A 12,062-nucleotide genomic window follows, 5' to 3' on the forward strand; every position below is an offset into this window, starting at 1 on the left:
AAATTTAAGCTGAAAGAGTTGAGAAAAAGTCAGCATCGCTTTATGATGAAAAGGTACAACAATAAGGAAGGGGATTATAATGGATACAATTGAAAAGAAATCAGTTGCCACCATACGTACACTGTCTATAGACGCAATTGAAAAAGCTAATTCCGGACACCCGGGCATGCCGATGGGAGCCGCTCCGATGGCTTACACGCTGTGGACGAAATTTATGAATGTGAATCCGCAGAATCCAGGCTGGTTTAACCGCGACCGTTTTGTTTTATCAGCAGGACACGGTTCAATGCTTTTATACAGCATGCTGCATTTAAGCGGATATGACCTCAGCATTGATGATCTGAAACAGTTCCGTCAATGGGGAAGCAAAACACCGGGACATCCGGAGTTCGGACATACAGCAGGAGTAGACGCAACGACCGGGCCTCTCGGACAGGGTATCGCGATGGCAGTGGGAATGGCAATCGCAGAACGCCATCTGGCTGAGACATATAACCGTGATTCATTCAACGTAGTTGATCATTATACATACAGTATTTGCGGAGACGGCGATTTGATGGAAGGCATTTCTTCCGAAGCAGCTTCTCTTGCAGGCCATCTGGAGTTAGGCCGCCTGATCGTATTATACGATTCTAATGATATTTCTTTAGACGGTGATTTAGACCGTTCTTTCTCTGAAAATGTAAAACAGCGTTTTGAAGCAATGAACTGGGAAGTCCTTTATGTTGAGGACGGAAATAACATCGCTGAATTGACGGCTGCAATTGAAAAAGCGCGCCAGAATGATAAAAAACCGACTTTAATTGAAGTGAAGACCACAATCGGTTTCGGTTCTCCAAACCGCGCGGGTACATCTGGCGTTCACGGCGCTCCATTAGGACAAGAAGAGAGCAAGCTGACGAAAGAAGCGTACGCTTGGACATTTGAAGAAGATTTTTATGTTCCGGATGAAGTATACGCGCATTTCAACCAAGCTGTAAAAGAAGCCGGCTCGAAAAAAGAACAGGAATGGAATGAACTGTTCGCGGCTTATCAAGAAAAATATCCTGAGCTTGCTGAACAGCTGTCACTCGGAATGAAAGGCGAGCTTCCGAAAGACTGGGATCAGGAAGTTCCTGTTTATGAAAAAGGCAGCAGTCTTGCTTCCCGCGCATCTTCAGGTGAGGTGCTGAACGGCATCGCTAAGAAAATTCCTTTCTTTGTCGGGGGATCTGCTGACCTTGCGGGTTCAAACAAAACGACAATCAAAAATGCAGGAGACTTCACGGCCAGAGACTACGCCGGGAAAAACTTCTGGTTCGGGGTCCGTGAATTCGCGATGGGCGCTGCTTTAAACGGAATGGCGCTTCACGGCGGCCTTCGCGTATTCGGCGGCACATTCTTTGTGTTCTCTGACTATTTAAGACCTGCCATTCGTCTGGCGTCATTAATGGGGCTGCCTGTCACTTATGTATTCACGCATGACAGTATTGCCGTAGGAGAAGACGGACCGACTCACGAACCGATTGAGCAGCTTGCTTCTTTACGCGCACTTCCTAACCTTTCTGTGATCAGACCTGCTGACGGAAATGAAACCGCAGCTGCGTGGAAGCTTGCCGTTCAAAGCCAGGATCACCCGACAGCTCTTGTATTGACACGCCAAAACCTGCCGACAATTGATCAGCAGGCTGAAGAAGCGTATGCCGGAGTGGAAAAAGGGGCTTATATCGTTTCCAAAGCACAAACGGATGCACCGGACGCACTTCTTTTAGCGACGGGTTCTGAAGTCGGACTCGCGATTGAAGCTCAGGCGAAGCTTGCTGAAGAAAACGTTCACGTTTCTGTAGTCAGCATGCCGAGCTGGGACCGCTTCGAAAAACAATCGGCTGAGTACAAAAACAGCGTACTTCCTCCGAACGTAACGAAACGTCTTGCGATTGAAATGGGATCAAGCTTCGGATGGGGCAAATTTACCGGTCTTGAAGGAGACGTTCTCGCAATTGACCGTTTCGGCGCTTCAGCTCCGGGAGAAACAATTATGAAAGAATACGGGTTTACTGCAGAAAACGTGGCTGACCGCGTAAAAAAACTGCTAAACAAATAAGAAGACAAAAGAGGATGAGTCAAATCATCCTCTTTTTCCTGTTTATACGACAAAAATAGAAGTGGCGCCGTAACAGTAATAGACAATTCTTTCTTTTCTCCTTTTGTATAATAGAAAGCAATACGAAGCGCTGTAAAAGGGGATGAGGAAATGGAACGTCATTACTATACACACCTGATTAAGGATGAGTTTGCGAACCACTACTTCGGACGGGAAACCGCTATGTTTGAATTGTTTCGAGACTACCATTGGACAAATCTGACACCCCAAGAATATCAAATGACAAAAAAGCAAGTTCAATATATAACAGAGCCGATTCCGGTGATACATATGCATCAGCATCTCCAGCTTCATTTAAACCGTATGAGTTACAGCCGCTTGGATTCAATTTACCGGCTTACACTGCCCCGGGAAAAGGGCCGCGCCACCTTCATGATGAAAGACAGCTTAATTGAGATTGCGGCTTCGGGAGATTATGAGGCGGAAACGATTTTCTTTGAGATTCTGCGTAAAATCAGCCCCTGTTTTCTTGCGATGGATTTTAAGACAAGGCGCTACGGGTGGTTAAATCCGGTCAGAGAAAGAAATTTTGTCTAAAATCGAGGAAAAAGAGATGTAAATGTTGTATAATAGCCTTTGGTTTAGTACACTTTAAACTAGACAACATGAAGGAGGAAATAAAATGACTTTATGGGTTGGCATCCTAGTGGGCGTTGTCGCATTGCTCATAGGTGTTGCACTCGGGTTTTTTATTGCTCGTAAATATATGATGAGCTATTTGAAAAAGAATCCGCCTATTAATGAACAAATGTTACGCATGATGATGATGCAAATGGGAATGAAACCTTCTCAAAAGAAAATTAATCAAATGATGAAAGCCATGAATAATCAAGCGAAATAATACGTAAAGATTATGATATAGAGATACATGGTTATAAAATAAAAAACCCGGAGAGGGTTTTTATTTTGGCGTCATGTTTCACCCCAACTGCCGGTGTGCAGTTCCTTTTGATATTGTATGAGAAGGTGGTCAAGCTCCTGGCTGAGTTCTATCGTAATGTTTGATGTCATTCCGTTTGACATGACGATTTTAAGCAGCTCTGCCCGTTTTTTTTCAATTTCATTTAATAGATGCTCTCTAATCACAGGGATATATCCTTTCATACATAAATCTTTCACCTGAGTTTCTATTATTATATCCACATTTATACTGTTTTTCAAATAAGAAGGAGTATAATATCTTGATGTCAAATTAAATTATATAAGCTTTTTCTATAAAAAGTAATCCTTCTCAGGAAAGTGTTAAAAAAATGAAATGATTTTGTCATAACTTGAAAGGAGTGTGTCATCGTGAGTTTTAATTACTTTCTGACATTCGGGGCCGGGTTTCTGTCTTTCATTTCTCCATGCTGTCTGCCGCTGTATCCCGCTTTTTTGTCGTACATAACTGGTGTCAGCATGGACGAGGTTAAAACAGAAAAGGTGATGCTGCAAAAGCGGGGACTCGTGCATACACTTTGTTTTTTGCTCGGTTTCTCCGTGATTTTTATTGCACTGGGGTACGGAACCTCGTTTATCGGCAGTTTTTTTACCCATTATCATGAAGCGATCCGCCAGTTCGGGGCTATTATGCTGATCCTTTTCGGACTGATTACTGCCGGAGTGTTTCAGCCGAAATTCATGATGAAAGAGCGGCGCATTCACTTTAAGCACAGGCCGGAAGGGTTTATCGGTTCCGTTCTGATCGGTCTTGCGTTTGCAGCCGGCTGGTCGCCGTGCAGCGGGCCTATTTTAGGAGCGGTTTTTTCGCTGGCCGGTACAAATCCTTCTTCAGCAGTACCATATATGTTTTTATATGTTCTCGGATTTGCGATTCCCTTTCTTGTCCTTTCATTTTTTATTACCAGAATGAATTGGATTCGTAAGCACCAGCTGATTATCATGAGAACCGGCGGCATTCTTATGATTGTCATTGGCATTATGCTGTTTTTTAACTGGATGAGCTATATTCTGATCGTTCTGTCAAATCTTTTCGGAGGGTTTAAGGGGCTGTAACGAAACGATAACTTTTGAACTATTATATACCCTTTCGTTTTCGGTACAATAAGACTAGTTAATGTTAAATATGTGGAGGGGAATATGACACGAGTTTTAGTTGTAGATGACGCCAAGTTCATGAGGGTGAAAATCAGAGAAATTCTGGAATCGGCGAATTACATAGTGGCCGGAGAAGCGGCTGACGGCGAGGAAGCCCTGGCGGTATATCAAAAAATCCGTCCCGACCTGGTGACAATGGATATTACCATGCCGGTCAAAAACGGTATACAGGCGCTGCAGGATATTTTAGCTTTTGACCCGAAAGCCCATGTCATCATGTGCACGGCCATGCGGCAGCAGCGGATTGTTCTGGAAGCGATTGAATTAGGCGCTAAAGACTTTATCGTTAAACCGTTTGAAGCTTCTAAAGTGCTGGAGGCAGTAGGCAGGGTGACGGGAACGTAAACGTGTTTTCTTTTCAAATTGGTTTTTTTTATGTTTTTGGAGTATAGTATATAGTATCAAACTCCGTGCAAGCAAAGGAATGATAAAGATGATGATTATAATTTCATCCGTTATTGCAGCGGCTATGGCAATTTGCGTGATGATCGTCAGGATTAAATCCTCCGACAAGCCCGCTTCACCTAAAAAAATAATTCTCCCGCCGATTTTTATGAGTACGGGAGCGCTTATGTTTCTTTTTCCGATCTTCAGAGTGACGGGCGAAGAATTTTTGGAGGCCATTACGCTGGGCGTGATCTTCTCTATTTTTCTGATAAAAACATCTAAATTTGAGATTAAAAATAATGAAATCTATTTAAAACGGTCAAAAGCATTTGTGTTTATCCTGATTGGGCTGCTGGTTATCAGAATCGCTATGAAATCCATTTTGAGCACGACGATTGATTACGGAGCTTTAAGCGGAATGTTTTGGATTCTGGCGTTCGGAATGATTGTCCCGTGGCGCATCGCGATGTTTATGTCATACCGCAAACTTTCCAATGAACTGAAGACCGCTGATATTCAGATGAATTAAAACCTTTCCGTCCGCCGGAAAGGTTTTTTATTTGAGCAAGGTTTGATAAGGTGTAAGATCAATCTGTTTTTCGCGGAGATGCTTTTTTAAAAATTGATGATCCCGCTTAGGAGTAGCCAGAATGTAGCCCCTGATGATTAAATCCAGATTTATTTGTTCAGCTTCCTCCTGTAAGGAAAGTTCACCGATTTTTCCGGCGATTTTAGCTTTGGCTACATCCCGAAAGAGCTCCGGTACGGGGGCGACCAATTCATCCAAAAGCGCCTTGTCAGCCGCATTCCATAAGTGTCTGCTTTTTTCAATATAATAGTCCTGCCAATCCAGTTCTGATCGGCCGTCTTCTTTCGGTAAGCGCTTTAAAAATTTTCGGAACATAAAAAATCCGCCGATGGACAGCAATCCGATCATCACGACGACCCAAAATAAAATTAACCACATAAACCAGCCTTCAAGCATTGTTCCACCTCCTCCTTACTTTAACCATATTGTAAACGAAGACAGAATAGAAGAACACATGAAAAAAAGAATAGAAAAAATGATAGATGTCCAGTCAATCCGGTTGCTAGAACATATTCTATCGTATAGTGATTCTGCTATTTGGCCATGGGAGTTTCACTTTGAGGGTATATGACTGATATGAACGGACAAAAAAAGCTGCTTTCATTGAGGGATGAAAGCGGCTTTTTTATGTTACAGAGGAAATTGAAAGGAAAAAGAGGCAGGGGTCTCATTTGGCTCCTTGTTCATGGAGACGGTCAGAATATGGTTTGTGAAATCAGTGAGAATATGTTTGTCATTCAGATAAAAAGGAAGCATCATTTGTTTGTTTAACGTCCGTTCAAGCGTTTTAACAGAGAGCATGAATTCAAGTCCCGAAAGAGTGACGGTCATCGATTGCACCGGCTTTAGCGCCGTCAGGTCAGCTTCAATGATATATTGACGGCTTGTTTCATATAGATCAATCGGCAGCGTCTCGTCATACCAAGCATACGGATCCTCGTAAAACTGCCGCAGCCATTCCTCGGTATCATCAAATTCTTCAGCGTTTTTTGAATGATTCATGGAAGCATCCCTCCATATTAAAAGCCTTGCTATAACGTATGCAGACACTTTGAATGGGTGAATGACATAAAAAAACAGACACCAAGGTCTGTTTTACATATCGTGGCTTGTATTATGTTTTTGTCTTGTATGGTTGCGGTTTTTCACTTTTTTGCTTCCGCTTAGCGGTTCCGGCTGGCCGGGATTATGGCCCTTCGGAGCATTTTTATGCATATCTTTGCTCGTGTTTTTATTTGTCATGTTAAAGCCTCCTTTTTAAGGTGTGACGGCTATTGGTTTGTTTTTCTTTTTTTATTGTTCTGCCGTTCTTCTTCCGTCAGGACAAGCTGGTCATTTTCTATATAACCCGCGCCTTTGCCTTGGCTTTTCGCGTCATTCATGCCGTTTATTACATGATTGGCTTTCCGTTTTACCATGATCATCACCTCAACATTAATATGGCTCTTTGCAGCCCGTTATATGAGGCGTAAATCAGGACAAAATTTACCGAAAATCATACTGATAAGACGATCTTATTGTATTTAATAAAAACATTGATATTTACTTATGTATGATTTTATACTAAGATGAAATTGTGAGAAAATTGTGATGCAATGTGAACATTCATCTAAAGAACGATCTTGATCTTTGAAGGGGGATTTTGGGGAATGACAAACCAGCAAAAAGTCGCAACACAAGACGTTTTCCAAGCAAGAAAAACATTTTCTTCAAATGGGAAAACATACAACTACTATTCATTAAAAGCATTGGAAGACGCAGGCGTCGGCAATGTTTCAAAACTTCCTTATTCTATTAAGGTTCTTTTGGAATCCGTTTTGCGTCAGGTAGACGGACGCGTCATTACAAAAGAACATGTTGAAAATTTGGCAAGATGGGGTACTGCTGAATTAAAAGATATTGATGTGCCGTTTAAACCGTCACGTGTTATCCTTCAGGACTTTACTGGCGTTCCGGCAGTAGTTGACCTGGCATCTTTAAGAAAAGCAATGGCCTCTGTCGGCGGAGATCCGGATAAAATCAATCCGGAAATTCCGGTTGACCTTGTCATTGACCACTCCGTACAAGTAGACAAAGCCGGTACGGAAGACGCGTTAGCCATTAATATGGACTTAGAATTCGAAAGAAATGCAGAACGTTATAAATTTTTAAGCTGGGCAAAGAAAGCGTTTAACAATTATCAGGCTGTTCCGCCTGCAACAGGAATCGTTCACCAGGTAAACCTTGAGTTTTTGGCAAGTGTCGTCCATACGAAAGAAGAAAACGGAGAGCTTGTGACATATCCTGATACTTTGGTGGGGACAGATTCCCATACAACAATGATTAACGGAATCGGCGTTCTCGGATGGGGTGTCGGCGGTATTGAGGCGGAAGCGGGAATGCTCGGCCAGCCTTCATATTTCCCTGTTCCTGAGGTCATCGGCGCGAAACTTGTCGGAAAATTGCCTAACGGAACAACGGCAACTGACTTGGCGCTGAAAGTCACTCAAGTGCTGCGCGAAAAAGGTGTAGTCAATAAATTCGTTGAATTCTTCGGCCCAGGGGTTGCTGAGCTTCCGCTTGCGGATCGGGCGACTATTGCCAATATGGCGCCGGAATACGGAGCGACTTGCGGATTCTTCCCTGTTGATGAGGAAGCACTTTCTTACCTGCGTCTGACCGGCCGTGAAGAAGAACAGATCGATGTCGTAGAAGCATACTGCCGCAACAACGGTTTATTCTATACGCCTGACGCAGAAGAGCCGATTTTTACAGACGTTGTAGAAATTGATCTGTCAAAAATCGAAGCGAACCTTTCAGGCCCGAAACGTCCGCAAGATTTAATCCCGCTCTCTGTCATGCAGGAAACGTTTAAAAAACATCTCGTCAGCCCGGCAGGCAACCAAGGATTCGGAATGGATGCGGCTGAAGAGAACAAAGAAATCTCATTTAAACTTAACAGCGGCGAAGATGCAGTTATGAAAACAGGGGCTATCGCGATTGCCGCCATTACAAGCTGTACGAATACATCAAATCCTTATGTATTAATCGGTGCTGGATTGGTAGCCAAAAAAGCGGTTGAATTAGGACTGAAAGTGCCGAATTACGTTAAAACATCACTTGCGCCGGGATCTAAGGTTGTTACCGGATACTTAGTCAATTCAGGCCTGCTTCCTTACATGAAGGAGCTCGGTTTTAACCTTGTCGGTTACGGCTGTACGACATGTATCGGGAACTCCGGCCCGCTTTCTCCTGAGATTGAAGAAGCGGTCGCTAAAAATGATCTGCTGATCACTTCCGTCCTGTCAGGAAACAGAAACTTTGAAGGCCGGATCCATCCGCTTGTCAAAGGAAACTACCTTGCTTCACCGCCGCTTGTTGTCGCGTACGCATTGGCAGGCACTGTGAATATCAACTTAAAATCTGATCCGATCGGCGTTGGAAAAGACGGACAAAACGTTTATTTCGATGACATCTGGCCGTCAATGGATGAAATCAATTCTCTCGTTAAACAGACTGTTACGCCTGAATTATTCCGTAAAGAGTATGAAACGGTATTTGATGACAACCAGCGCTGGAATGAAATCGAAACGACGGATGAAGCACTATATAAATGGGATCAGGATTCCACTTATATCCAAAATCCGCCGTTCTTTGAAGAAATGTCTGTAGAGCCCGGAAAAGTTGAGCCTTTAAGAGGGCTTCGCGTTGTCGGCAAATTCGGCGATTCCGTGACGACTGACCACATTTCTCCGGCCGGAGCAATCGGAAAAGACACACCGGCGGGCAAATACCTGCAGGAAAAAGGCGTTTCTCCTCGGGACTTTAACTCTTACGGCTCACGCCGCGGAAACCACGAAGTCATGATGAGAGGAACATTCGCCAATATCCGTATTAAAAACCAGATCGCGCCGGGCACAGAAGGCGGATATACAACACACTGGCCTAGCGGTGACGTGACATCTATTTATGATGCCTGCATGCGGTATAAAGATGATAAAACGGGTCTTGTCGTCCTGGCCGGCAAAGATTACGGAATGGGCTCTTCACGTGACTGGGCTGCAAAAGGAACAAACCTGCTTGGCATCAGAACAGTCATCGCAGAAAGCTTTGAAAGAATTCACAGAAGCAACCTCGTCTTCATGGGTGTGCTGCCGCTCCAGTTCAAACAGGGTGAAAACGCAGATACACTGGGCTTAACCGGTAAGGAAGTCATTGAGGTGGATGTTGATGAAACTGTACGTCCGCGCGACTTGCTGACTGTCAGAGCAATCAGTGAAGACGGTACGGTAAAAACATTTGAAGTTGTTGTCCGTTTTGACAGTGAAGTGGAAATTGATTACTATCGCCACGGCGGCATTTTACAAATGGTGCTTCGCGATAAAATGAAACAGTAGCAGAATGAACAAAAGAGAGAAAGCAATCCGCTTTCTCTCTTTTTATGCGGGAGGCTTTGAGATGCTTGCGAAATGGCTGGGCGGAGTGTTGCTTATCGGGTTGTTGGTATATGCGGGCTGGAATATTTATTCCGTACAAACAAGTCCGAAAGAAGGGACAGAAGAAGGGATGAAGGCTCCTGACTTTACACTTGACACACTGGCAGGAAAAAGCAGCTCCCTTTCTGATTATAAAGGAAAAAAAGTGCTTCTTAATTTCTGGGCGACGTGGTGCAAGCCATGCCGAATGGAAATGCCCGATATGCAGGAGCTTCAGAAGGAATATCCTGATATTGCGGTAGTAGCCGTTAATTTCACATCCTCTGAAAAAAATATACAGGCTGTGAAATCATTTGCTGAGACTTATCAGCTGACTTTTCCAATTCTGATTGATAAAAGCGGAATTAACGGAGATTTCAACGTGCTTTCTTATCCGACATCATACATATTAGACGAAAAAGGAACCATTCAGCACATACGAGTAGGCACGATGACGAAAAAAGAAATGAAAGAAAAACTGGATCTCAAGTAGAGGTTCAGTTTTTTTATGTGCGAAAGGCTAATCTTTTAAAAAATTGGAAAAAATGAATGAAAACACGGAGGTGAGAAGATTGAAAAAAATGAGAAAACGCTCTTTTCATGAGTTGGTTATGGAGAATAAACGTGAGTTGATGACCAATACCGAATATTTGAATCAGCTTGAAGAAAAGCTGGAGCAGCGGTTCAAACAAAAATAACCTTTAATTTGCAGTCATGTTTGCGCCTCCTTTTGCGAAATATACTCTTAAGGAGGGATGAACATGGGCACAAACAAGAAAGACGGCCAGCCGCAATACGCTCCGAGCCACTTAGGGACAAAACCCGTTAAATATAAACGCAACAAAGGGGAAAAGTTTCATGACAAGTCAAACGGACATCCGATTGTCATGCAGACGAAAGGCGAATAACATCAACAAAGGAGAGCAGACATTATGAAAAACAATTACAAAAAACCGAATCCGGATGACCGTTCCGATAACGTTGAAAAGTTGCAGGATATGGTTCAGAATACAATTGAAAATATAGAAGAAGCGAAAGAATCAATGGAATTTGCGACAGATGAGGAAAAACAGCGCATTCAGGAGAAGAATGCCAGACGCAATGAAAGCATTGAATCGTTCCGTAATGAAATTCAGGATGAATCAGCTGCGAGAGAAAACGGATATCAATCGTAATAAAAACCAGGGAAACCTGGTTTTTTCTCTTTCTGTCTTGTTGTGATAAAATAGGGCTATCTGATAATAAGGGAGCAGAGAACGTTGCATGTGTCAAAAAAAGAAATAGAAGTGCGGTATGCGGAAACAGATCAAATGGGCATCGTCTATCATGCCAATTACTTAGTCTGGATGGAGGTCGGCAGAACGGCATTGATTAAAGACCTCGGATTTCTGTACAAGGATATGGAAGAAAGAGGGGTGCTGTCACCTGTAGTGGATATCAGCATTTCTTATAAAAAACCGCTCCGCTACGGAGAAACGGCTGTCGTACATACGTGGATTGAAGAATATAACGGATTTAAAACCGTTTACGGCTACCATATCTATAATCCGGATCAAGAGCTTGCGATCGAAGCGACATCCTCGCACATATGCGTTGATAAACAGAGCTTCAAACCGATTCAGTTCCGCAAGGCCTTTCCTGATTGGCACGCCGCTTACGAAAAGGCAAAAAAATAAGGAGCGGCTGCAGTTATGGCATTTGGAATTACGCGCAAAGAACTGGAAAGATGGAAGCGGGATGTATCGGAAGGAAAAATCGCTTTTTTAACGCATTACTGGCTGGACGACCGCTTTCCGCAGGCTAAGACCGTGACGAAGGCCGGTTCAAGCGATCTCAATAAGCTGATCAGATGGGGAGCTGAATACGGGCTGAAGCCCGAGTGGATTCACCATAAAACTGAGTTTCCGCACTTTGATCTGCTCGGTGAAACCCAAAAACGCATATTAGAAAAAGAACGTCTGACTGATCATATCAGAAGGTTTGAGCTGTAAAAAAAGAACGCATCCGCTGCGTTCTTTTTTCTTACACGTAATTAAATACCGGCTCTTCTGACTGATCTGAATATGTGACGGACAAATCGTGGTTATCAAAGTACCATAAGTCGCTTTCTTCAATAAAAAAGGTAATGCCTTCAACTTCCGTACTGATGCCGGCGTTCACCGGCTGGTCTTTTGATACACCGAGAGAAAAGCCTTTCTGGACATTGCTGCACCCTCCGTAACGGACAAAGAAACGGACCTGATCGCCTGTTTCCAGTTCAAGCTCTTCTTTATACCAATCCAGCGCGTCTTTGTTTACTTTCATGTTCATCCGGAACACTCCCTTTTTGTTTCTCATAAAGAAATTATCTCTATTATAAACGCATACGGCATTTTGATGTCAAAAATGAAGT

Annotated in this window: 19 protein-coding genes; 13 read left to right on the forward strand and 6 right to left on the reverse strand. The window is 43.3% G+C overall.

The window, feature by feature from the left end; all coding sequences use genetic code 11:
- Positions 1 to 79: 79 nt before the first annotated feature.
- From tkt to BAMF_RS30060, 3 genes are all read left to right on the forward strand, one after another.
- Positions 80 to 2,083 (forward strand): transketolase, encoded by a 2,004-nt coding sequence (gene tkt / locus BAMF_RS30050; protein WP_013352417.1) that lies wholly within the window; start codon positions 80 to 82, stop codon positions 2,081 to 2,083.
- A 150-nt stretch (positions 2,084 to 2,233) separates the two neighbouring features.
- Complete coding sequence (sirA, locus tag BAMF_RS30055; protein WP_013352418.1) at positions 2,234 to 2,680, forward strand: sporulation inhibitor of replication protein SirA; 447 nt, start codon at positions 2,234 to 2,236, stop codon at positions 2,678 to 2,680.
- 85 nt (positions 2,681 to 2,765) lie between these two features.
- Positions 2,766 to 2,984 (forward strand): YneF family protein, encoded by a 219-nt coding sequence (locus tag BAMF_RS30060; RefSeq protein WP_003153994.1) that lies wholly within the window; start codon positions 2,766 to 2,768, stop codon positions 2,982 to 2,984.
- A gap of 71 nt (positions 2,985 to 3,055) precedes the next feature.
- Here BAMF_RS30060 and BAMF_RS30065 read toward each other — a convergent pair whose 3' ends face one another.
- Entirely contained in the window at positions 3,056 to 3,229 is a 174-nt protein-coding gene (locus BAMF_RS30065) for an aspartyl-phosphate phosphatase Spo0E family protein (RefSeq protein WP_088030684.1), read from the reverse strand.
- 201 nt (positions 3,230 to 3,430) lie between these two features.
- Here BAMF_RS30065 and BAMF_RS30070 point away from each other — a divergent pair, with 201 nt between their 5' ends.
- The 3 genes from BAMF_RS30070 to BAMF_RS30080 all read left to right on the forward strand — a co-directional run bounded on the left by BAMF_RS30070 (position 3,431) and on the right by BAMF_RS30080 (position 5,156).
- Entirely contained in the window at positions 3,431 to 4,138 is a 708-nt protein-coding gene (locus BAMF_RS30070; RefSeq protein WP_088030531.1) for a cytochrome c biogenesis protein CcdA, read from the forward strand.
- Positions 4,139 to 4,222: 84 nt separating this feature from the next.
- Positions 4,223 to 4,585 carry a response regulator gene (locus BAMF_RS30075; RefSeq protein WP_013352421.1) on the forward strand — a complete coding sequence of 121 codons (363 nt, stop codon included), beginning with the start codon at positions 4,223 to 4,225 and terminating at the stop codon, positions 4,583 to 4,585.
- A 79-nt stretch (positions 4,586 to 4,664) separates the two neighbouring features.
- On the forward strand, positions 4,665 to 5,156 hold the full coding sequence (locus BAMF_RS30080) for a CcdC family protein (protein ID WP_088030532.1): 492 nt from the start codon (positions 4,665 to 4,667) through the stop codon (positions 5,154 to 5,156).
- 27 nt (positions 5,157 to 5,183) lie between these two features.
- Here the strand turns inward: BAMF_RS30080 and BAMF_RS30085 are convergent, their stop codons facing one another.
- The 4 genes from BAMF_RS30085 to sspO form a co-directional block, all read right to left on the reverse strand.
- A complete protein-coding gene (locus tag BAMF_RS30085; RefSeq protein WP_013352423.1) occupies positions 5,184 to 5,612 on the reverse strand; it encodes a DUF2621 domain-containing protein in 429 nt (142 codons plus the stop codon).
- Between the two features lie 234 nt (positions 5,613 to 5,846).
- The gene (locus tag BAMF_RS30090) at positions 5,847 to 6,218 is read right to left on the reverse strand and encodes a spore coat protein (protein WP_013352424.1); all 372 of its coding nucleotides are present in this window, start codon (positions 6,216 to 6,218) and stop codon (positions 5,847 to 5,849) included.
- A 93-nt stretch (positions 6,219 to 6,311) separates the two neighbouring features.
- On the reverse strand, positions 6,312 to 6,458 hold the full coding sequence (locus BAMF_RS30095) for a small acid-soluble spore protein P (RefSeq protein WP_003153984.1): 147 nt from the start codon (positions 6,456 to 6,458) through the stop codon (positions 6,312 to 6,314).
- Between the two features lie 29 nt (positions 6,459 to 6,487).
- Complete coding sequence (gene sspO / locus BAMF_RS30100; protein ID WP_003153982.1) at positions 6,488 to 6,634, reverse strand: acid-soluble spore protein SspO; 147 nt, start codon at positions 6,632 to 6,634, stop codon at positions 6,488 to 6,490.
- Between the two features lie 231 nt (positions 6,635 to 6,865).
- Between sspO and acnA the strand changes: the two genes are divergently transcribed.
- From acnA to BAMF_RS30130, 7 genes are all read left to right on the forward strand, one after another.
- Positions 6,866 to 9,592 (forward strand): aconitate hydratase AcnA, encoded by a 2,727-nt coding sequence (acnA, locus tag BAMF_RS30105; protein ID WP_014470353.1) that lies wholly within the window; start codon positions 6,866 to 6,868, stop codon positions 9,590 to 9,592.
- A 61-nt stretch (positions 9,593 to 9,653) separates the two neighbouring features.
- On the forward strand, positions 9,654 to 10,163 hold the full coding sequence (locus tag BAMF_RS30110) for a TlpA family protein disulfide reductase (protein WP_013352426.1): 510 nt from the start codon (positions 9,654 to 9,656) through the stop codon (positions 10,161 to 10,163).
- Positions 10,164 to 10,242: 79 nt separating this feature from the next.
- Complete coding sequence (locus BAMF_RS40755; protein ID WP_012117651.1) at positions 10,243 to 10,368, forward strand: FbpB family small basic protein; 126 nt, start codon at positions 10,243 to 10,245, stop codon at positions 10,366 to 10,368.
- Positions 10,369 to 10,431: 63 nt separating this feature from the next.
- On the forward strand, positions 10,432 to 10,578 hold the full coding sequence (locus BAMF_RS30115) for an acid-soluble spore protein N (RefSeq protein ID WP_013352427.1): 147 nt from the start codon (positions 10,432 to 10,434) through the stop codon (positions 10,576 to 10,578).
- Between the two features lie 24 nt (positions 10,579 to 10,602).
- Complete coding sequence (tlp, locus tag BAMF_RS30120; protein ID WP_013352428.1) at positions 10,603 to 10,845, forward strand: small acid-soluble spore protein Tlp; 243 nt, start codon at positions 10,603 to 10,605, stop codon at positions 10,843 to 10,845.
- A gap of 84 nt (positions 10,846 to 10,929) precedes the next feature.
- A complete protein-coding gene (locus tag BAMF_RS30125) occupies positions 10,930 to 11,346 on the forward strand; it encodes a YbgC/FadM family acyl-CoA thioesterase (protein WP_013352429.1) in 417 nt (138 codons plus the stop codon).
- A 15-nt stretch (positions 11,347 to 11,361) separates the two neighbouring features.
- A complete protein-coding gene (locus BAMF_RS30130; RefSeq protein ID WP_013352430.1) occupies positions 11,362 to 11,661 on the forward strand; it encodes a hypothetical protein in 300 nt (99 codons plus the stop codon).
- A 31-nt stretch (positions 11,662 to 11,692) separates the two neighbouring features.
- Here the strand turns inward: BAMF_RS30130 and BAMF_RS30135 are convergent, their stop codons facing one another.
- Positions 11,693 to 11,980: a HesB/YadR/YfhF family protein gene (locus BAMF_RS30135; RefSeq protein ID WP_013352431.1), complete on the reverse strand. Its 288-nt coding sequence runs from the start codon at positions 11,978 to 11,980 to the stop codon at positions 11,693 to 11,695.
- Positions 11,981 to 12,062: the final 82 nt, after the last annotated feature.

It is taken from the genome of Bacillus amyloliquefaciens DSM 7 = ATCC 23350, from assembly GCF_000196735.1.
Taxonomy (GTDB): Bacteria; Bacillota; Bacilli; order Bacillales; family Bacillaceae; genus Bacillus; species Bacillus amyloliquefaciens.

What these genes read in the sequence shown, in the direction of transcription:
- BAMF_RS30130 (WP_013352430.1), top strand. Translation starts at nt 11,362, where the DNA reads ATGGCATTTGGAATTACGCGCAAAGAACTGGAAAGATGGAAGCGGGAT.
- BAMF_RS30135 (WP_013352431.1), bottom strand. Translation starts at nt 11,980, where the DNA reads ATGAACATGAAAGTAAACAAAGACGCGCTGGATTGGTATAAAGAAGAG.
- BAMF_RS30060 (WP_003153994.1), top strand. Translation starts at nt 2,766, where the DNA reads ATGACTTTATGGGTTGGCATCCTAGTGGGCGTTGTCGCATTGCTCATA.
- sspO (WP_003153982.1), bottom strand. Translation starts at nt 6,634, where the DNA reads ATGGTAAAACGGAAAGCCAATCATGTAATAAACGGCATGAATGACGCG.
- tlp (WP_013352428.1), top strand. Translation starts at nt 10,603, where the DNA reads ATGAAAAACAATTACAAAAAACCGAATCCGGATGACCGTTCCGATAAC.
- tkt (WP_013352417.1), top strand. Translation starts at nt 80, where the DNA reads ATGGATACAATTGAAAAGAAATCAGTTGCCACCATACGTACACTGTCT.
- BAMF_RS30115 (WP_013352427.1), top strand. Translation starts at nt 10,432, where the DNA reads ATGGGCACAAACAAGAAAGACGGCCAGCCGCAATACGCTCCGAGCCAC.
- BAMF_RS30085 (WP_013352423.1), bottom strand. Translation starts at nt 5,612, where the DNA reads ATGCTTGAAGGCTGGTTTATGTGGTTAATTTTATTTTGGGTCGTCGTG.
- BAMF_RS30090 (WP_013352424.1), bottom strand. Translation starts at nt 6,218, where the DNA reads ATGAATCATTCAAAAAACGCTGAAGAATTTGATGATACCGAGGAATGG.
- sirA (WP_013352418.1), top strand. Translation starts at nt 2,234, where the DNA reads ATGGAACGTCATTACTATACACACCTGATTAAGGATGAGTTTGCGAAC.
- acnA (WP_014470353.1), top strand. Translation starts at nt 6,866, where the DNA reads ATGACAAACCAGCAAAAAGTCGCAACACAAGACGTTTTCCAAGCAAGA.
- BAMF_RS30110 (WP_013352426.1), top strand. Translation starts at nt 9,654, where the DNA reads ATGCTTGCGAAATGGCTGGGCGGAGTGTTGCTTATCGGGTTGTTGGTA.
- BAMF_RS30095 (WP_003153984.1), bottom strand. Translation starts at nt 6,458, where the DNA reads ATGACAAATAAAAACACGAGCAAAGATATGCATAAAAATGCTCCGAAG.
- BAMF_RS30080 (WP_088030532.1), top strand. Translation starts at nt 4,665, where the DNA reads ATGATAAAGATGATGATTATAATTTCATCCGTTATTGCAGCGGCTATG.
- BAMF_RS30075 (WP_013352421.1), top strand. Translation starts at nt 4,223, where the DNA reads ATGACACGAGTTTTAGTTGTAGATGACGCCAAGTTCATGAGGGTGAAA.